This is a genomic window from Streptomyces spinoverrucosus (assembly GCF_015712165.1).
In the GTDB taxonomy this organism is placed as follows: Bacteria; Actinomycetota; Actinomycetes; order Streptomycetales; family Streptomycetaceae; genus Streptomyces; species Streptomyces spinoverrucosus_A.
Map to the genome: position 1 here is coordinate 42,043 of NZ_JADPZX010000004.1, position 19,085 is coordinate 61,127.

At 73.7% G+C, this 19,085-nt stretch carries 14 protein-coding genes and 2 pseudogenes; 15 read left to right on the forward strand and 1 reads right to left on the reverse strand.

Features of this window, described 5'->3' with window-relative positions:
• Positions 1–52: 52 nt before the first annotated feature.
• On the reverse strand, positions 53–1,252 hold the full coding sequence (locus tag I2W78_RS39775) for a hypothetical protein (protein WP_196465638.1): 1,200 nt from the start codon (positions 1,250–1,252) through the stop codon (positions 53–55).
• 91 nt (positions 1,253–1,343) lie between these two features.
• On the opposite strand from I2W78_RS39775, the gene I2W78_RS39780 reads away from it, so the two are divergent.
• The 15 genes and pseudogenes from I2W78_RS39780 to I2W78_RS39845 all read left to right on the forward strand — a co-directional run.
• Positions 1,344–2,321 (forward strand): ABC transporter substrate-binding protein, encoded by a 978-nt coding sequence (locus I2W78_RS39780; RefSeq protein WP_196465639.1) that lies wholly within the window; start codon positions 1,344–1,346, stop codon positions 2,319–2,321.
• A gap of 104 nt (positions 2,322–2,425) precedes the next feature.
• Entirely contained in the window at positions 2,426–3,526 is a 1,101-nt protein-coding gene (locus tag I2W78_RS39785; RefSeq protein ID WP_230887182.1) for a FecCD family ABC transporter permease, read from the forward strand.
• A gap of 71 nt (positions 3,527–3,597) precedes the next feature.
• On the forward strand, positions 3,598–4,530 hold the full coding sequence (locus I2W78_RS39790; protein ID WP_230887183.1) for a FecCD family ABC transporter permease: 933 nt from the start codon (positions 3,598–3,600) through the stop codon (positions 4,528–4,530).
• A 17-nt stretch (positions 4,531–4,547) separates the two neighbouring features.
• A pseudogene (locus I2W78_RS39795) lies at positions 4,548–5,368 on the forward strand (ABC transporter ATP-binding protein).
• Positions 5,369–5,424: 56 nt separating this feature from the next.
• A complete protein-coding gene (gene amiA / locus I2W78_RS41310; RefSeq protein ID WP_269067033.1) occupies positions 5,425–5,538 on the forward strand; it encodes a streptamidine family RiPP in 114 nt (37 codons plus the stop codon).
• A gap of 90 nt (positions 5,539–5,628) precedes the next feature.
• The gene (locus I2W78_RS39800; protein ID WP_196465641.1) at positions 5,629–6,462 is read left to right on the forward strand and encodes a hypothetical protein; all 834 of its coding nucleotides are present in this window, start codon (positions 5,629–5,631) and stop codon (positions 6,460–6,462) included.
• Positions 6,459–7,940 (forward strand): CocE/NonD family hydrolase, encoded by a 1,482-nt coding sequence (locus I2W78_RS39805; RefSeq protein ID WP_196465642.1) that lies wholly within the window; start codon positions 6,459–6,461, stop codon positions 7,938–7,940. Before I2W78_RS39800 ends, I2W78_RS39805 begins: the two co-directional genes overlap by 4 nt.
• Positions 7,937–9,316: a YcaO-like family protein gene (locus I2W78_RS39810; protein ID WP_196465643.1), complete on the forward strand. Its 1,380-nt coding sequence runs from the start codon at positions 7,937–7,939 to the stop codon at positions 9,314–9,316. Before I2W78_RS39805 ends, I2W78_RS39810 begins: the two co-directional genes overlap by 4 nt.
• A 10-nt stretch (positions 9,317–9,326) precedes the next feature.
• Entirely contained in the window at positions 9,327–10,523 is a 1,197-nt protein-coding gene (locus I2W78_RS39815) for a nitroreductase family protein (protein WP_307784062.1), read from the forward strand.
• Complete coding sequence (locus tag I2W78_RS39820; RefSeq protein ID WP_196465644.1) at positions 10,520–12,259, forward strand: ABC transporter ATP-binding protein/permease; 1,740 nt, start codon at positions 10,520–10,522, stop codon at positions 12,257–12,259. The genes I2W78_RS39815 and I2W78_RS39820 overlap by 4 nt, the downstream gene beginning before the upstream one ends.
• Entirely contained in the window at positions 12,256–14,007 is a 1,752-nt protein-coding gene (locus tag I2W78_RS39825) for an ABC transporter ATP-binding protein (RefSeq protein ID WP_196465645.1), read from the forward strand. Before I2W78_RS39820 ends, I2W78_RS39825 begins: the two co-directional genes overlap by 4 nt.
• Before the next feature lie 191 nt (positions 14,008–14,198).
• A complete protein-coding gene (locus tag I2W78_RS39830; protein WP_196465646.1) occupies positions 14,199–15,692 on the forward strand; it encodes a Y4yA family PLP-dependent enzyme in 1,494 nt (497 codons plus the stop codon).
• Positions 15,689–17,017, forward strand: coding sequence for a pyridoxal-phosphate dependent enzyme (locus I2W78_RS39835; RefSeq protein ID WP_196465647.1), 1,329 nt, complete (start codon positions 15,689–15,691; stop codon positions 17,015–17,017). The genes I2W78_RS39830 and I2W78_RS39835 overlap by 4 nt, the downstream gene beginning before the upstream one ends.
• Positions 17,018–17,019: 2 nt before the next feature.
• On the forward strand, positions 17,020–18,225 hold the full coding sequence (locus I2W78_RS39840) for an aminotransferase class V-fold PLP-dependent enzyme (protein WP_196465648.1): 1,206 nt from the start codon (positions 17,020–17,022) through the stop codon (positions 18,223–18,225).
• An 84-nt stretch (positions 18,226–18,309) separates the two neighbouring features.
• A pseudogene (locus tag I2W78_RS39845) lies at positions 18,310–19,085 on the forward strand (class I SAM-dependent methyltransferase); the annotation flags it as partial.

The following is a 19,085-nucleotide window of genomic DNA, read 5'->3' on the forward strand; positions in this document are numbered from 1 at the left end:
GACGGCGCCGATCAGACTCGGCAGGTTGTCGAAGCGGGTGAAGTCGCGGTTGTCACCGGCCCACGGGATCGCCTTCCGCGCCGTCGTTCGGCGTGCGCAGCATCACGTGGCCGCCGTGATGCAAGGGTGTGTCCAACTTCAGTCGGGCCGCTTCGCCGCCGGTTCGGGCGTCGAAGACGTGGACTTCGCCGTGGCCGCCGCGGGTGACGGCTATCCAGTCCGTGCCCGGTGAGGCGGCCAGCGCACGGCGTTGGACGCCCTCCCAGGGGGTGCCGCCGCGGCGGGGTGCGCCGTCCATGGCGGGGAGGGGGACGCGGCTGGCGGTGTCGTCGGCGTTCAGGAGGATCAGTTCGTCGCCGTCCGGGTGGATGCGGGTGAACGCGGTGTGGTGTCGGGCGAGGGCCAGCCGGAAGACCAGGCCGGGGCCGAGCTCCGTCAGGATCGTGCGGTTCGTCTCCAGCTCGTGGCGCCACGCCTGGTTGGTCCATTCCGGCCAGCGCAGCGGGTCCGCGGGACCGCCCCGCAGCGTCGACCACAGCGCCTGTCGCCGGGGATCGAGCCGCAGGTACCAGCCCCGGGCGGGCGAACCCCAGGGGATCGTCTGCCCCGGCACGAGAGTGTCGCCCTCGCGGCGTGCCCGGTGCACGCCCTCGCCGGTGGCCGCGAACACCTGGCCCCAGTGCGGGGCTTGGGCGTCTCCGTGTCCGTCGTCCGGCAGCGGAAGGAGGGCGTGGGGTGTGACCGGAGGGCAGCCGGGCGGTGCCCCGAGCAGGTCGGCGAACCGGTGGACGGCCAGGCCGCCGGGCTCCCGGTGCCGCAGGACGACCAGCGGATCGCCGTTGCCCAGGACCGTCACCCCTGGTTCGCCGACGCGCGTGCGTACCCGGGCCGCGTCCGACGTGGCGAGGTCGACGACCGTCAGCAGGTCCGACCACGGTTCGGCGTTCTCGCCCAGACCTGTGGTGACGGCGACCCACCGGCCGGACGGGTCGCAGGCCAGGTGCTCGGCCGGCACGGCGACCGGAATCGCGGTCTCCACCAGTTCGTCGCCGTAGGGGTCGAGCACCAGCAGCTCGCCCCTGCGGTCGTCCACGCAGGCCGCCCGCCCGCCCGGCAAGGCCAGGAACCCGGCGTGCTCGGAGAGGTGACGGCCGGTGAGGCGGCCTGTCTCGGTGCCGTCCGGCACGGTCAGTACGTGGACGGAACCCCCCATGTGGTCGGAGACGAGCAGCAGGGGAGGGGCGGCGGTCATCGATGCCTCCAGGAGAACAGGGTGCTGTTGAAAACGAATATCATGTATCTTCGGGGCGTTCCGGGGTTCCTGAGAAGAAGCGAGGGCATCGATGCTGCGCTCACCGTCGAGATTCGTCCGAAGCTGGATCACCGCGGCGCTGGTGGGTTCGGTGCTGGTCGGGTGCGGCTCTTCCGCCGAACCCGCGAGCGACAAGGCTGCCGCGGCCGGCCCGAAGACCGACGTGTCCGTCGAACCGATCAAGGCGGCGCGGGAGTTGACCGACGCGGGCGGTGTCAAGATCTCCCTCGAGAAGGAGCCCGAGCGCATCGTCTGCCTGTTCGCGCTGTGCGACGACATCCTGACCGAGCTGGGCATCGTCCCCACGGCCACGAACAGCGCGCTCCTCGCCCACCCCGACTTCCTGGGGGAGGAGAAGGCGAAGCAGGTCGACGTCATCCCCGGCGGGTTCATCGCGCCCGAGGTGGAGGCGATCCTCTCCCACAAGCCCGACCTCGTGATCGGCCTGGAGGACACCCACGGCAAGCTCGCCCCGGCCCTGAAGGACGCCACCACCTTCTGGCCCATGCAGCCCGAGACCTGGGAGGACAGCGTGGGCTACCTGCGCGATGTCGCCGCGCTCACCGGCCGCACCGGCGAGGGCGAGAAGGCCGAGAAGACCTTCCGCACCAAACTTGCCGAGGCCGAGAAGGCCCCGAGTGACAAGACCGCGCTCATCATCTACGGCAGCGACGAGAACTTCGGCGTCGCCACCCCGGGCACGGACGTGGTCGCCGGGCTGTTTCCGAAGTTTGCGGACTACCCCTGGAAGTCCCGTGGCGTGGAGGGGAGTTACAGCCTCGAAGAGATCCTCGCCCGTGACGTCGACGTGCTGTTCGTCGAGACGCTGAGCTTCGGCGAGGCGGACGGCAAGCTGTCGGAGAAGCTGGCGAAGAATCCCCTGTGGGGCAAGATCCCGGCGGTGCGGAACGGGGACGTCCACGAGGTGAACTCCGAGGTGTGGGCCAAGGGACGCGGTACCCGTTCGCTGGGCATCGTCCTCGATGAGGCGACGGCCGCGCTGCGGTGAGCGCGCCCACCGCGACGCACCTCACGCCAGGTGACCCCGCGCTGGGCGCCCGGCGGTCCGTGCGCCCGGCGGGCGTATGGCAACTGCCCGTCCTGGTCGTGCTGTTGGTCGCGTCGTCGGCCTGCGCGCTGAGCCTGGGCACGCCCTACGTCCCGCTGCATCGGCTGCCCGGTGCGCTGGTGGAGGGGGACACCACGCTCGCCGGGATCGTGGTCAGCGAACTCCGCGTGCCCCGGCTGATACTGGCGCTTGTCGCCGGGGCCTGTCTGGGAGCGGCGGGGCTCGTGCTCCAGGAGGCGCTGCGCAACCCGCTGGCCGTCCCCGAGATGCTGGGTGTGTCGTCGGGGGCCGCGCTCGGGGTGGCCGCGCCGCTGGTGCTGGCGGTGTCCCTCCCCGCCGCCGTCCAGCCCCTGCCGGCCATCGGCGGGGCCGCGCTCGGCGGCGGACTCACGCTGCTCGCCGCCGGGTTGGGGCGCAGCCCGTCCGCCGTGCTGCTCACCGGCGCCGCCGTCGCCGCCGCGTTGCAGGCCGCGCTGCTCGTGCTGATGGTGATGGCCGACCAGCTCGACCTCCAGCTGATCTACCGCTACCTGCTCGGTTCCCTCTCGGCCCGTACCTGGGACGACGTCACCGGGTTGTGGCCGTGGCTGCTCGTCGCGGTCCCCGCGCTCGTGTTGTGCGCGCCGGTGCTCTCGGTGCTGCGGCTGGGGGACGAGGACGCCGAGGCGCTCGGCGTGCGCGCCCAGCGGGCACGGCTGGCCGCGCTGGCCATCGCCGTCGTGCTGATCGCGCCCGTGACGGCCGTGTGCGGGCCGGTGGCCTGGGTCGGGTTCCTCGCGCCGCACCTGGCGCGGTGGTTCAACCCCGGAGCGGACGCGGTGCGCTGGCTGCCCTGGTCGGCGGCGTGGGGCGCCGTCGTCGTGGCCGTCGCCGACGTCCCGGCCCGCCTCGCGCTGGCGCCCGTGGAGACCCCGGTCGGCGCTTGGACGGCCCTGCTCGGCGTGCCCGCCGGGGTCGCCCTGCTCCGCTCGGGCAACCGCAGGCCGGCGGCCTCGCACCGCACGGCGGGCACCGCTGCCGCTTCACGCGGCGAAGCGACCGCGTCGGCGGGCACCGCTGCCGCCTCACGCGGCGAAGCGACCGCGTCGGCGGGCACCGCTGCCGCCTCACGCGGCGAAGCGACCGCGTCGGAGGAGGTCCGGTGAGCCGGCGTTTCGTGGTGCTCGGCGCACTGGTCGTCGTATGCGCCGGTGTCGAACTGGTGGCCGGGCGGGGCATGTCCCCGGCCGCGGTCTGGGATGTCCTCGGCGGGGGCGGCGATACGACGGAACGGCACATCCTGCTCCAACTCCGGCTGCCCCGGCTGCTGGTGGCCCTCGGTGCGGGGGCGTGCCTCGGCGTGGCGGGCCTGGTCCTGCAGTCGGCGCTGCGCAACCCGCTGGCCGGGCCCGAGGTGACGGGAGTGACGCCGGGCGCGGTGCTCGGAGCGGTCACCGCGACCGGGCTCGGACTCGCCGGGTGGGAATCGCCCCTCGCGGTCGTCGTCGCCGCGTGTGCGGGCGGCTGCGCGGGGGCCGCGCTGCTGTGGCTGCTCGCCGGGCGGGGACGGAGCGACCCGGCGCAGACTGCCGTGCACGGGGTGCTGGTGTCGGCGGTGCTCGGCGGGCTCACGGCCATGGTGCTGCTCGTCGCGCCGGGTGAGCTCGGCAGCGTCGTGCAGTGGCTCGTCGGCACCACGGAGGGGCGGGTGTGGCAGCACTGGCACCTGCTGTGGCCGTGGGCGCTGGCCTGGGGAGTGGTGGCGTGGCTGCTGTCCGGTCCGCTGACCCTGTTGCGCTGCGGGGACGACATCGCCCTCGCAGCCGGGCTGTCCGCCAGGCGGGCCCGGACCCTCGCCCTGCTGTGCGCGGTGGCGCTGACGGCGGGTGCGGTAGCCGCCGTAGGGGCACTGGGGTTCGTCGGACTGCTCGTACCGCACGTCGCCCTGGCCGTCTTCGGCGCCGATCTGCGGCTGACCCTGCCCGGCGCCGCCCTGGTGGGCGCGGCCGTGGTGTGCGGGGCGGACGCTGCGGCACAGCTGTCCTCGCGACTGCTGGCGGCCGCGCTCGACTCCGGGCGGCTCACGCTGCCGGTCGGGGCCCTCACCGCCTGCCTCGGGGCCGCCCTGCTGCTGGTCGTCGTGCGCCGCGCGCCAAGCCGTACGTTCTGATGTCGACGGAGGACAGCATGACCGAGTCCGTGGGGATCCGCGTCGAAGGGGTCCGCTTCGGCTACCCCGGACAAGCCGTGTTGCGGGGCGTCGACATGACCGTCGAGCCCGGTGAGCTGACCGCCCTCATCGGCCTCAACGGCTGTGGGAAGTCAACCCTGTTGCGGCTGGCCGCGGGGCTGCTGCGGCCGGACGAGGGGCGCGTGCTGCTCGGCGGGGACGACCTCGCCCGGCTGTCCCGGCGCGCCACCGCCCGACGGGTCGCGCTGCTGCACCAGTCCGCACCGGCTGTCCCCGGCATGACGGTGCGTCACCTCGTCCGGCAGGGGCGGTACGCGGCGCGTGGCCCGCTCGGCATGCTGCGCGAGGGGGACGACCCCGTCGTGCGCCGCGCGCTGCGCGACGTCGGCGTGGAGCAGTGGGCCGAGCGGGACGTCGACGCGCTGTCCGGGGGTGAGCGGCAGCGGGTGCGGCTCGCGATGGCGCTCGCCCAGGACACCCGTGTCCTGCTGCTGGACGAGCCGACCACCTACCTGGACCTGCATCACCAGCTCGACGTGCTGCAGACCGTGGTCCGCCTGCGCGAGGAACGCGGCCTCACCGTCGTGATGGTGCTGCACGACCTGGCCCACGCCGCGCGGTTCGCCGAACGGATCGTCGCACTGCGCGACGGCCTTGTGGTGGCCGACGGGACGCCGAAGGAGGTCGTCACACCCGGGTTGCTCGCGGACGTCCTCCGGGTGGCCGGCCGGGTCGGCCGGGACCCCGAGGGGGCTGGCCGGTGTGTTACCCGGATCACCCTCTCCCAGCACTAGAATATGAAAATCATACTCATTAGAGTGGTCGGCGGCGCTCACCCGAACGCCGTATCTCCCTGACCGACAAGGAGAGTTCATGGACAACGAGCAGGTCTTCACGCCGATCGCCGACCAGGGCCAGCTGGCCCACGCCTCGGCCTCCCACTCCAACGCGCTCGTCGAGAACCCCTTCGACGACACCGAGGAGTAAGCGAGGGTCCAACCCTCGACCGTGGGCCCGCCCGTTGCCTTCCGGGCGGGCCCACGCCCACCAAGGCCCCTTCCTCACAGGAGGATCGACGTGTCCCGCAGCCAGCTCGTACCCGGTGTCGAGGTCGTCGCCGTACCCGGGCGGGGTCTCGCCGTCCGTACGGCCGAGGGGGAGTTCCTCGCCGTCAGGACGCAGGGCGCGGACGAGGACGCCCTGCTGTCCCGCCTCTCCGGTACGACCGCGGGTGAGCCGGACGACGAACTCGACCGCCTCGTCCGGGCCTTCGAGGACGCCGGGTACCTGGCCGACGGACCGCGGAGCCCGCGATGGCCCGCCGATCGCCGGGACATCCGGCTGCTGGGCGACCCGGTACTGACCGAACCGCTGGCCGCGCTCCTGCGCGCGCTGGGCGCCGAGCCGGCAACGGCGGCTTCCGACAGCACGGCTGACGACCTGTCCGCCGACGAGCCCGCCGCGGTCGTGTGGTGCCTCGACGGGCCCGTGCCCGAGGGACTGTGGGACGCCGCCGACCGGTTGCCCGAGCGCGGCATCGCCTGGCTGCGCTGCCACCGCGAGGGCTGGCAGGCGTACGTCGAGCCGCCGGCCGCCGCCCCGGGGGACGTCACCTCGGCGCACGTCCGGGCCCGTCGGCTCGCCGCCACCCCCGCGCACCGCGAGCTGGCCGCCTACTGGAGCGGGCCCCGTACGTCCGGCGCGCCCGTTCACCTCACCGCCCCGGCCGCGGGGCTGCTGGCCGCCCTGCTCGCCGACGACCTGAGCCGGTGGGCCACCGGCGCGCCCGACACCGGCGACCTGCCCGCCCGGCGCCGGCTCCGGCGCGTCGACCTGCGCACGCTGACCGTCACCGAGCACCCCGTGCTGCCCGTGCCCGACGTCGCCCCGATGCCGAAGAAGGCCGGATGACGCCGTTCACCGTGGCCGTCGCGGCACTCGCCACCGACGTCCATCTCCCGGACGGCGACGGTCCCTTCCCGGCCGTCCTCATCCGTACGCCGTACGACCGGAGACGGCACCGGGCCGAGCTGCGCGGCTGGGCCCGCCGCGGGTTCGCCGCGATGGCCCAGGACGTACGGGGCCGGTATGCGTCGCCGGGGGAGTGGCACGCGTACGAGAACGAGGCCGCCGACGGAGCGGAGACCGCTCGCTGGGCGCGCGGGCAGTCATGGAACGACGGTCGGCTGGTCGCCGTCGGCGCCTCCTACGCCGCCCACTGCGCCCTCGCCCTCGCGCTCGACGCCCCCACGGACGCCCGGCCCGACGCCGTCATCGCCGCCGTTCCCGCGCTGGGCTCCGCCGAGACCGCACGCGAACCCTCGGGCGTGGAACGGCTGCTGGCCCGCGCCGGATGGTGGGCCGCCCACGGCGACCGGCCGGACTCCGACGAGAGCGCCCTGGACAAGGCTCTCGCGGCGGACCCCGGCCTGCTCACCCATCTGCCGCTGACCGGCCTCCCGGAACGGCTCGGCCGGAGCCTGCCCTCCTGGCCGGGCCTGTGGCGCCACCACGAACGCGGCCGGCTCCTGACGGAGGCGGAGCACGCCGGGATGCCGCTGCTCGCGGTCGGCGGCCACCACGACCACTTCACCGAGGACACCGTCGCGCTGTGGCGCCACTGGGGCGGTCCGTCGGCGCGGCTGCTGCTGGGCCCCTGGGGACACGGTCTCGTCGCCGAGCCGCACCCCGACGCCCGGCCCGCGCACCGGGTGAGCCTCGGCGACCTCTACGTGCGCTGGGCCCGGCGCGCCCTCGCCGGGGATCTCGGCCGCGGGCGCCGTGGCGCGGTGGGGCTGGGCGGCAGCCCCCTGTGGGTGCCCGCCGGCACGGAGGGCGAGCCGCGCGCGCAGAACGTACGGTTGCTGCACGGCGCCTCCTTCACGGCCGATCCCGAACACCCCGTCTCGTCCGCGGACCTGGCCGTCCCCACGGAGGGTCCGCCCGACCGCTGTCTGCTGGTCACCCCGCCACTGCCGCGTCCGCTGGACGTGGTCGGGCCCGTGGAGGTGCGGCTACGAGCGACCGCCCACACTCCGTCCGCCGACTGGGCCGTCCGGCTCGTCGCCCTCACGCCGGAAGGGGTGGCCCAGCGGCTCGCCGTCGGCGTCGTCCGACGCGAGGAACCTCCAGGCACGAACGCCGAGTTCACGGTAGGGCTCGGCCGGATCGCGCGGCGACTGCCCGCGGGCACCCGATTCCGGCTGGAGATCGCCGGTCACCACTTCCCGGCCCACGCCCGCAACCCCCACACCGGTCACGACCCGGTCACGGCCACCCGGCTGATCCCCTCCCGGCGTGAGGTCGACGCCGGGAACGTGGTGCTCCGGCTGCCCGTGCTCATGTCCCGTCCCCTTCCCACCGATCCCGCAGAGGAGATCCTGCGATGACGGCGCTGCCGCTGGAAGCTCTCGTCGACCCCGTCTGCGGCATCGTCCGCTCCGTCGAGCCCGTCGAGCACCCCGTGGGCGCCCCGCCCCGCTACACCGCGCTCACCGCCGAGATCGCCGACGCCCGGCGGCTCGGTCTGTGGCCCGCCGACCGGGTGTCGCTCGGCACCACCTTCGGCGACCCAGAGGGTGCCCGAATAGCCGCCATAGCGGAGGGCATAGAGCGGTACTGCGGCAACCGCGTCCCGCCGCCCGGTCACCCTGACGCTCCCCTGCGTGCCACGGCCGCCGAGCTGGCAGAGAAGGGGCTGCGGCTGTACGGGCCGGACGAACTGCCGACCTACGCCGACTGGCAGTACGCCCGGGAGAAGTTCCCCTACCGCCCCCTTACCGCCGACACGCCGTCCCTGTGGACGCGCGGCACCGAACGGCTGCCCGAAGGGCGGACCGCCGAGGTCTGGGCCCCGGTCGCGCTGACCCACCTCAACTGGCGCCAGGGCGAGCTGCGTTCACTGCCGCGCACCCACCACCTCAACTACGCGGGGATCGCCACCGGGCAGGGATTCGACGACGCGGTCGAGCGCGGCCTGCTGGAGATCGTCGAACGCGACGCGCTCGAACTGTGGTGGCACCTCGACGGCCCCACCCGCGGCATCGACCCGACCAGCGTGCCCGGCCTCACCGACGACCTCGCCGGATCCGCGCTCGACGTCCATCTCGTCGAGATGCCCTCGGAGTTCGCCCCCTGTATGGCCGCGCTCGTCCACGACCCCCGGCTCGGCCTCTACGCCGCCGGGTTCGCCTGCAAGTACGACCCGGCCGAGGCCGCTCGCAAGGCCGTCCTCGAAGCCGTCCATACCTGGGTCTTCACGCAGGGCCTCACCGACCCGGACGGCTGGGTGTTCCAGGCCGTCGAGGCCGGGCTGCTCGCGCGCGGGCTGTACCTGGACCACCAGGGCGACGGCCGCTATCTCGACGTGTGCGGCGAACAGTTCGAGCATGTGCGGGACCTGGGAGCGCACGTCCAGGTGTGGCTGGACGAGCGGATGGCAGCCGAGGCCCGCCGGTTCACCGAGCCCGCGCACAAAACCGTGCCCATCGACGCGGTCGAGCCCGGAAGCCGTGACCGGCTGGCACGGGCACTCCACGAGGACGGCCACCGCGTCATGACGTTCGACCTCACCACCGAGGACGTCGCCGAGACGTCCCTGCGTGTCGCCCGGGTCCTCGTCTCCGGACTCCTCCCCAACGCCCCTGCCGCCTTCGGCTACTTCGGCTGCCCGCGCCTCACCGACGCCGCCGTCGCGCGCGGGTGGCGCGCGACCGCACCGAGCGGACCGGAGGACTTCACGCTGGCTCCTCCTCCCCACATGTGAGGGCCGCCCCGTGACATACGCCCAAGAGGCAAGTGGGGGACTGGGACGTCCTACGGCGCACGCGGACGAGGACCGCCCGCCGGACCTCGTCACCGCCCTCGCCCGCGCCCGCTCCGCGGAGGATCCCGGCCCGGACACACCCGCCGGGCCCGCCGTCCGCGCCTGGCCGGGACCATCGCGCCCCATACCGGAGCCCGGTCCCGGCGAGCTGGACCTGCGGGCCCTGCTCCGTCTCTCCCTGGCGGCCTCGGACCGTTCCGGGCGGCTGCGGCCCGCCCCTTCCGCGGGCGCGCTGCACCCGGTGGACACCGAACTCGTCGTGGGTGCCGGCTGCCCGCTGCCGCCCGGACGCTACGGCTACGACCCGCTGCGCCACCGCGTGCACCGCCTCGGCCGGGAACCCGACGGCACGCCGCCCGGGGCGACCGTCGAACTCTCCGTCACCCCACGGCGCACGGTCTCCCACTACGGACACCGGGCCTGGCCGCTGATACTGCTGGACACCGGGCACGCTGCCGCAGCGCTGTGGCTCGCGGCGCGCGCGCTGGGCACGTGCGCCGCCCGGCTCAGGCTGGACGGTCTCGCCGAGTCCCCGCTCGCCGAGGTGCACTTCGACCTGCCCGAGCGGACGGATCAGGTTCGCCCACGCGACGGCACGCGATGGACCGATCCGTGTCTCGGCTCGGGCGCGCCCACGCCCGGCGCGCTGCTGGCCCGCCGCAGCGCGCCGCCACCGCTCACCGGCACCCCGTCCCGGGACGTTCTGCGGGCCGTGCTCGCGACCGCCGTCCAGGCGAGCGCCGGTGAGCTCTCCTGGTGCGCGGCCGTCGGCGAACCGCAGCCCGAGCTGGTCGAACTTGCGCCCGACGGCACACTGCGGCGGCTCGCGGCGGGGGAGGCCCGGCCGACGCTCGCCGTCTGGGCCGCGCGCCAGGCGTGGATCGCGGACGCGGGCGCCGTCCTGCTCGCGTACGGCTGCCCGGCGGACGCCGACGCCCCGAGGATCCGCCGAGCGCACCTGCGGGCCGGGTTCGCGGTCCATCTGGCGCAGGTGGCCGCCGTACGACACGGGCCGGCCGCGCGCCCCGTCGGCTCCTGGCAGCAGGCGGACCTGGGCGCGGCGCTCGGCACTCCACCGGGCCGGGACTGGATCGTCCACGGCCTGGCCCTCGGCACCACCCATCCCGACGAGGAGAAGACCTCGTGATCGTCCACCCCGAGCTGCGTCGCGCCACCCGGCACGCACGGCGCCCCCTGCTCGCGGCCACCCTCCTGCAGGCGGCCGTCACCCTCACCCACCTCGCGCAGGCCGTACTGCTGGCAGTCGCCCTCGCCGACCTGGCCCGCGGTGACACGAACCGGCTCCCGCTGCTCCTCGGCGCGGTGCTCGGCGTCGTCGCCGCACGCGCCGGGCTCGGCAACTGGCAGCGGCGCACCGCCACCCGCGCCGGGGCACGGGTCAGGGTGGCGCTGCGGGACGAACTCCTCGCCCACCTCGGACGGCTGGGACCCGCACACCTGACCAACGCCCGCGCCGGGGCTGTGCGCACCACTCTCGTCGACGGCGTGGAGGGCGTCGACGCCTACGTCTCCCGCTACCTGCCCCAGCTCCTGATCACCCTCACCGTGCCGCCCCTGCTGCTCGCGGCCCTGACCGCCGTCGAACCGGCCGCCCTCCTCGGCCTCGTCCCCGCTGTGCTCCTCGCCCTCGTCGGGCCGCGCGCCTGGGACCGGCTCCTCGCCCGGCGCGGCAAGGAGCACTGGGACACCTACGAGCACCTGGGCGCCGACTACCTGGAAGCCCTGCAGGGCATGCCCGCCCTGCGGGCCGCCGGCGCCGTCGGGCGCACCCGGCAGCGGCTGGAGAAGCGGTCGGCGGCGCTGCACCGGGCCACCGTCGCCAAGCTGCGCGTGTCCCTCGTCGACACCGGCATCACCGACCTCGCCATCCAGGGCGGCACCGCGGCCGCCGCGCTCCTCGCCTGCTGGTCGGCCGTCACCGGATCCACCACGGCGACCGGCACCTACCTGGTGCTGCTCCTCACCTCCGAGTGCTTCCGGCCCGTCCGCGACCTGTCCCGCGAATGGCACGCCGGGTACCTGGGCGTGTCGGCCGCGGACGGGCTCACGGCGCTGCGCACCGCCGACCCCGCCGTCCCCGACACGGGCACGGCACCGGCACACTGGCCGGACCCGCCCGAACTGCGCTTCGAGCACGTCGAGTTCAGCTACGACGGTGCCGACACGCCCGCGCTCCGCGGCGTCAGCTTCACCGCCGAGGCGGGCCGCACGACGGCGATCGTCGGCCCTTCCGGCGCCGGCAAGTCCACGCTTCTCGCCCTGCTCCTGCGCCACCACGACGCGCAGGGCGGCCGGATCACCCTCGACGGCCGCGACGTGAGGGCGTACGCGCTGGACTCGCTGCGCCAGAGCATCGCGGTCGTCTCCCAGGAGACGTACCTCTTCCACGCCACCATCGCCGACAACCTGCGCCTGGCCAGGCCGGACGCCACGGACGACGAGCTGACGCGCGCGGCACGCACCGCCGGCATCCACGACGAGATCGCCGCCCTCCCCGACGGCTACGCCACCGTCCTCGGCGAGCGGGGCGCCACCCTCTCCGGCGGTCAGCGGCAGCGGCTCGCCCTCGCGCGGGCCCTGCTGGCCGACACACCGGTGCTCGTTCTCGACGAGGCCACCAGCGCGGTCGACGAACGCCGTGAGGCGGACATCGTCGGTGAACTGCCGGCCGCCGCGGGCGGCCGGACCGTTCTGGTGGTCGCCCACCGGCTCGCCGCCGTCCGGCACGCCGACCGCATCGTCGTCCTCGACGGCGGACGGGTGGACGCCGTCGGCGAACACACCACCCTCGTCGAAGCGGGGGGCGTCTACGCGGAACTCGTCAAGGCGGGCCACACGTACGAAGAAGGGCTCGCCGCATGAGCAGCACCCCTGGCAGCTCTACCGCCGACGTGCCCGCGCGCGGCTCACTGCGCGCGCTGCTCCCCGCCCTCGCCGGGCACCGCGCCATGATGGCCCGCACCTGCGCCGCAGCACTCGTCGAACAGGGCTCGCTCGTCACGTTGCTGACGCTGGCCGCGCACACCGTCGGAACCGCCGTCATCGAGAACCGAGCCCCCTCGGCGGGTACGGTCGGCGCGCTGATCGTCCTCGTCCTCGTCCGTGCCCTGATGACCTGGCGCGAGATGGACCTCTCGCACGACCTGGCCTACCGGGTGCTTGCCGAACTGCGCGTGCGCGTCTTCGACGGGCTCGCCCGCAGTGCGCCCGCCCGTGTCGCCGGCCGGCGCAGCGGGGACCTGGCCGCCACCGCCATGGCCGACGTCGAGGCACTGGAGTTCTTCTACGCCCACACCACCGCCCAACTCCTCGCATCCGGTGTGGTGTTCACGGGCGGGGCCGCTGTTCTGGCCACGGTGGAGTCATGGCTGCTGGTGGCGGTCCTGCCGATCGCCGCGCTGCTCGCCGTGGCGCCCTTCGCCGACGCGCGCGCACGCGCGGCGCGCGGGGCCCGCACCCGGGCGGCCACCGCGAAGCTGTCGGCGGACACCGTGGAGTCCGTCGACGGGCTGCGCGAACTGCTCGCCTTCGGCGGGTTGGCCGAGCGGCGAGCCCGCCTCGCCGAACAGGGCCGCAGGGTGGGCGAGGCCCAGCGGGCCGAAGCCACCTGGGAGGCCACGGCAGCCGCCGTCCGTGATCTGCTCATCGTGCTGGCGTTGCTGGGCGTGGTGGCCGCCGCGGCGCAGTCCGTCACCTCCGGTCGGCTGCACGGCGCGTGGGCCCCGGCGGCGATGGCGCTGGCCCTGTCGGTGCTGGCCCCCGTCGCCGAGTCGGCCCGGGCACTGAGCCAGGCGGTGGGACTGCGCGCCGCGGCCGCCCGCGTCGACGCGGCCCTGAAGGCCCCCGCTCTCGCCCCGCCGCCCGCCTCACCCCAACCGCTTCCCCCGGGCCCCCTGGGCGTTCGGCTGCACCAGGTGAGCTTCGACTACGGAGGCCGGCCTGTGCTGGACGGACTTGAGCTGACGGTCCGCGCAGGGCAGACCCTGGCCCTGGTCGGTGTCTCGGGAGCCGGCAAGTCGACCTGCGCGCACCTGCTGGCCCGCTTCTGGGATCCGGCCGAGGGCGCCGTCCACCTGCTGCCCGGCGACGGCGATCCCGTCGACCTGCGCGACCTCAGCGACGCCGAACTCCGTCGTGCCGTCGCGGTGGTGGGCCAGGACACCCCCCTCTTCCACGGCACCCTCGCCGACAACCTGCGGCTCGCCGCACCCCAGGCGTCCGACGATCTCCTGGCCGAAACGGCCCGGCTGTGCGGAGTCGACGGGATCGCCCCCATGGACGCCCTCGTCGGCGAGCGCGGCTCCACCGTCTCCGGCGGCCAGCGCGCGCGGATCGCTCTCGCCCGCGCGCTGCTGGCCGAGCCGAGAGTCCTCGTGCTCGACGAGACCACCGCCCACCTGGACAACGTCAGTGACGCCCAACTCGCCACCGCTCTCGGCAGGGAAGACCGCACCACTGTCGTCATCGCCCACCGCCCCGCCACCATCCGCCGCGCCGACCGCATCGCCGTCCTGGAGGCCGGCCGCATCACGGAGGAGGGCACGTGGGACGAACTCACCTCCCGCCCCGACAGCGCGCTCAACCGCGTCCTGGCCGTCACCCCGTCCTGACCTCCGACGGCTGTACCGCGTCGAGTTCGGCACGGACGGCGCGTATGTGCCTCTCACCCCCCGGGCTTAAAGGCGTAAGTATTCGGAAATGATGTCCCCGAACGGTTGTCCGGGCCGCTGTCGACGCGTGGAGGCAGCGGCTCCGCAGCGTCGGGGGACGCGGTCGCCCGACGCACGGGGAGGAGCCTGTCGTGCGTGTGCCCTTGTACCTGCAGCCACGGCTCGAACCACCGCTCAGCTCTCTCCTGGACGCCCCGAACCTCCTGCACACGCTCGTCGACGCGCTCGGCTCCCCCCTCAACGTGCTGCTGCCCGACCGGATCGCGGAGAACGCCGAGCGCTTCCGAGCGGTCTACCGCAGGCACCGCCTCACCGGCCGGATCTCCTTCGCCCACAAGGCGAACCGGTCCAGCGCGCTGCTGCGGCGACTGGCCGTGACCGACCCGGGCGCGGTCGGTGTCGACGTCGCCTCGCTGGACGAGTTGCAGCACGCCCTGGGGTGCGGTTTCACACCGGACCGGATCACCGCCACCGGCCCCAAGAACCCCGACTTCCTGTGGCTCGCCGCCCGCACGGGCGTGACCGTGCACCCGGACTCGGTGACGGAGCTGGAGCAACTCGCCGGGCTGGTGAACAAGTTCGCGCTGCCGAGGGTCGCCGTCCTGCCAAGGCTGTCCGGGTTCGAGACCGCCACCGGCACCGGTGTCTCCGGCGTGAGGATGCTCTCCCGGCGCAGCCGCTTCGGCGTGCCGGTGGGCGAGGCGGGCGCGCTGCTGGACGCGCTGGAGCGGCACCGGAACGCCGTCGACCCGGTCGGCGTGGCGTACCACCTGGACACCACGGGGCTCGCGGAGAAGGCCCTCGCGCTTGAGCAGTGCGTGGGAATCATGGACGAACTCCGTGGCCGGGGACTGGATCCGCGGATCGTCGACATGGGCGGAGGGTTCGGCGTCGGCTACGTCGAGGACGCGGGCCAGTGGGAGCGCTACACCACCGAGCTGGCCAACGCCGTACTGGGCACCCGGCCCGCGCTGACCTGGCGCGGTCACGGCTACGGCCTGCGCAACGAGGGCGGCACACTGCGCGGAGCGCTGGGGCTGTACCCGGCCCACCGCCCGAAGGCCGGGCCCGGATACCTCGACGAGCTCCTCTCCACACCCGCACCGACCTCCGGTCGCCCTCCGGCCACCCTGCTCCTGGAGCACCTCTACGACCTGTCCGTCCAGCCGGGCAGAGCACTGGTCGACCAGTGCGGTGCCGTACTGGCCCGGGTGCTCGAGGCGCGACTCACCGGCTCCGGGGACCATCTGGTGCGCCTCGGCATGAACGCCGGGGACATGAGTCTGGAGGAGCACGGAGTCCTCGTCGATCCCGTACTGATCCCTCGCAGCGGTGGCGAACAGGAAGCAGACAACGGGCCGGTGGCGGTCCATCTCTTCGGAAACCTGTGCCTGGAGGCCGATCTGATCACCCGACGGACCGTGTTCCTGCCCCGCATGCCGCGCGCCGGCGACCTCCTCGTGTTCGCCAACACCGCGGGCTACGCGATGGATTTCCACGCCCACTCCGCCCAGCGGCAACCCGTCGCCCGGACGGTCGCCGTCACGCCGGACGGCGACTCCTGGCGATGGTGCCTGGACGACGAGTACTGGCCGATCACGCAGTCGGAGGGACCGGCGTCATGAGGTACGACAGCATCACCGAGGCCATCGGCAACACCCCACTCGTGCGCATCGACCCGGCCGTGCACGGCCTGCGCCACATCGACCTGTACGCGAAGCTGGAGATGCTCAACCCCTTCGGCTCGGTCAAGGACAGGCCGGCCTGGAACATGGCCGGCCCGCACCTGGCCGCAGCGGCCGAACGCGACGAGACGGTCGTGGAGCTGTCGAGCGGGAACACGGCGAAGGCACTGGCCCTGCTCGCGGGCATGCACGGCCTGAAGTTCAAGAGCGTCACCAACCGGATGCGCATCCCGGAGATCAAGGAACTGCTTCTGCTCCTCGGCGCCGAGATCGAGGAACTGCCCGGCCAGAGCGAGTGCCTCGACCCCACCGACACCGACGACCCGCTGACCCGCTTCCACCAGGCGCTCGCCGAGCCCGGCGGCACGTATCTGCACACCGACCAGTACTTCAACCCGCGCAACACCCAGGCCCACGCGGCGGGCACCGGCCCGGAGATCATCAAGGACCTGGACGGGCGGGCGCCGGACTGGTTCATCGCCTGCGTGGGCACTGCCGGTTCGTCCACCGGTGTGGCCAGGGTGCTGCGCGAGCACGATCCGGACGTGACGGTCGTCGGCCTGGTCGCCGACAAGTCGGACTTCATCCCCGGCATCCGCACCATCGACGAGGTGCACCAGGTCGGCCTGTTCGACCCGGCGACGTACGACACGATCGAGTCGGTGACCGCCGACGAGGCCATCGAAGGGATGATGACGCTGATCCGCCGGTGCGGACTGCTGTCCGGGCCCACCGGAGGAGCGGCATTCCAGGGAGCGGTACGTCATCTGCGCACGGTGGACGCGGAGTCGACCGAGCGGCGGACGGCGGTGTTCATCGTCTGCGACCGGGCCGAGAGCTACGTCGGTTACGTACGCCGGCGCCGCCCCGAACTCCTCGGGCGGCCGCCCCGGAAGAACTCGGCGGCAACCCTCACCGAGGCGGAGACACGGGCTGAGGCCACGGTCATCGACACCGACGCCGCCCGCCGGTGGATCACGGGGGGCAGTCCGGCGCCGCTCGTCATCGACCTGCGCGGGCCGCACGCCTACGCGGCACTGCACATCGACGGCTCCCTCAACATCGCCGACGAGCTCTTCGACGAACTGCTGCGCGGCGGGCTGCCCTTCAGCAAGCGGCAGCCGGTACTGCTGGCCTGCCCGGTCGGCGAGAAGTCGGCCCGTTACGCCGCCCTGCTGACCCGCATGGGCCACCCGGACGCGCGCAGCCTGTCCGGCGGCATCGTGGCCTGGCGTGACGCGGGCGCACCTCTGGTCCGGGACTGAGCATGTGGGATGACGAGCTCAAGGAACTGGCGTCCTGGCAGCAGGAGGTTCGCGGCCAGTTCCCGATCATCACCGGGCATCCCGAGCTGGCCTACCTCGACAGCGCGGCCACCGCACAGAAACCGCGTGCGGTCCTGGATGCCGTGCAGACGTATCTGACGACGGCGAACGCCAACGCCGGGCGGGGCACCTACCCCTGGGCGAACCGGACGACCGCACTGGTGGAGCGGACCCGGCGACGCGTCAAGGAGTTCCTCGACGACAGCGAGGCGGAGTCCGGCCGGTCCGCGGTCCACTTCTTCGGTGGCACCACCGAGGGACTGCGCACCGTCGCCCGGGACTGGCTCACCACCCACCTCGCCGACGGCGACGAGATCCTCGTCCCGTACGCCGACCACCAGGCGAACCTGGCCCCCTGGCTGGAGGCACGGCGGCTGCTGGCGGAGCGCGGCGTCGGTGTACGGGTGCGCGGGCTGCCGTACCAGCCGGAGTCCGGCGACTACGACCATCGTGCGCTGCCCGAGGTCGTCGGCCCGCGCACCCGCTTCGTCGCCGCCACGCACGTCCACCACGTGTACGGCGGCGACATGAACGTGCACCGCCTGCGCGCGGCAGTCGGCCCCGACGTGCCGATCTGCCTGGACGCCGCCCAGAGCGTCGGCCATCTGCCGGTGTCCGTGGCCGAACTCGACGTGGACTTCGTGGTCTTCTCCGGGCACAAGGCGCTCGCGCTGCCCGGCACCGGAGCCGTGTGGGCACGCAACGCGCCTGGGCGCGGACCGGAGTTCCGGCCAGGTGGCTGGCAGGGAACCCCCAACACCGTGGGCATCGCCTCCCTGGAGGCCGCGCTCGACTGGCTGGACGCCGCGGGCACGGACCGGATCGCGCGCTGGACGACGGCTCTGGCGGCGCGGCTCACCGACGGGCTGCGCCACCTCGACCGGTACGAGATCCTCGGTTGCCAGGCCAGTCTGGCCGCCGACTCCCGCGCACAGCGCCGGCACGGCATCGTGGCCTTCCGGCACCACGACATCCCCTCCGACGACCTCGGCTTCATCCTGTTCAGCCACGGGTTCATGGTCCGGGCCGACAACCTCTGCCAGGCGGGCGCGGACGAGAAGACCGCCTCGGTCCGGGTGAGCGTCCACGTGTACAACACGGTCGAGGAAATCGACCGCCTTCTGACCGTCCTCACCTCACTGGCCTGAAAACGTGAATGGGAACCGTTTTCAGCTGTAGGGTCGCTCGTGAGCACCGCGGGACGAGGCAAGACGGTAGAGGTGGCGCGGCCGATGGGCGTGAGCATGGCGACGGCCAAGTTGTGGGTGGAGCGCTGGGAGCGCCAGCAGGAGCGGTACGCCCTGGATCGCGAGGAGCGCTTCGCCGTGATCGCAGACGTCGTCGAACACGTCACGACCGACCGTGTCGCGCCCCTGCTCCTCGACCTGGGCTGCGGCCGGGGTCCCTGGCGGCCCGGCTGTCCGCCCGTATGCCGAACGCCGAGATCGTCGCCGTGGACATGGACCCGCTCCTGCTGGAACTCGGCCGCACCCACCACCCGTACGCCGCCCGTTACGTGGACACCGTGATCGGCGACGACGGCTGGACCGACGCCCTCGGTCTGGGCCGTCCCCTGGACGCGGCCGTCTCGACCACCGCGCTGCACTACCTCTCCGAGCCGACGCTGCTGCGCACCTACCGCCGACTCGTGGGCCTGCTGCGGCCCGGGGGTGCACTGATCAACGGCGACCACTTCCCCCAGGGCAGCCCGCCCTGCGCGGCCCTCACCCGGCATGTGGGACGCCGCCATGCCGAACGCACCGGCACCCACGCCCAGGAGGACTGGCAGTCCTGGTGGACCGCGGCAGCGCGGGACCCCGAACTGGCCGATCTCTTCACCCAACGCGCGCAGCGACAGGCGGCACTGGGCAACCACAGCGGCAACGACAACACGCTGACGCTCGCCCGCCACGTGGAGCTCCTGCGGGAAGCGGGCTTTCACCACGTCACGCCCGTCTGGCAGTTCGGCGACAGCCACGTCCTCGTCGCGCTCACAGGGTGGTCTCTG

Bases quoted from the DNA above. Each gene is read 5' to 3' on its own strand.
- I2W78_RS39775 (WP_196465638.1), bottom strand. From the start codon at position 1,252: ATGACCGCCGCCCCTCCCCTGCTGCTCGTCTCCGACCACATGGGGGGT.
- I2W78_RS39780 (WP_196465639.1), top strand. From the start codon at position 1,344: ATGCTGCGCTCACCGTCGAGATTCGTCCGAAGCTGGATCACCGCGGCG.
- I2W78_RS39790 (WP_230887183.1), top strand. From the start codon at position 3,598: ATGTCCCCGGCCGCGGTCTGGGATGTCCTCGGCGGGGGCGGCGATACG.
- amiA (WP_269067033.1), top strand. From the start codon at position 5,425: ATGGACAACGAGCAGGTCTTCACGCCGATCGCCGACCAGGGCCAGCTG.
- I2W78_RS39805 (WP_196465642.1), top strand. From the start codon at position 6,459: ATGACGCCGTTCACCGTGGCCGTCGCGGCACTCGCCACCGACGTCCAT.
- I2W78_RS39810 (WP_196465643.1), top strand. From the start codon at position 7,937: ATGACGGCGCTGCCGCTGGAAGCTCTCGTCGACCCCGTCTGCGGCATC.
- I2W78_RS39825 (WP_196465645.1), top strand. From the start codon at position 12,256: ATGAGCAGCACCCCTGGCAGCTCTACCGCCGACGTGCCCGCGCGCGGC.
- I2W78_RS39835 (WP_196465647.1), top strand. From the start codon at position 15,689: ATGAGGTACGACAGCATCACCGAGGCCATCGGCAACACCCCACTCGTG.
- I2W78_RS39840 (WP_196465648.1), top strand. From the start codon at position 17,020: ATGTGGGATGACGAGCTCAAGGAACTGGCGTCCTGGCAGCAGGAGGTT.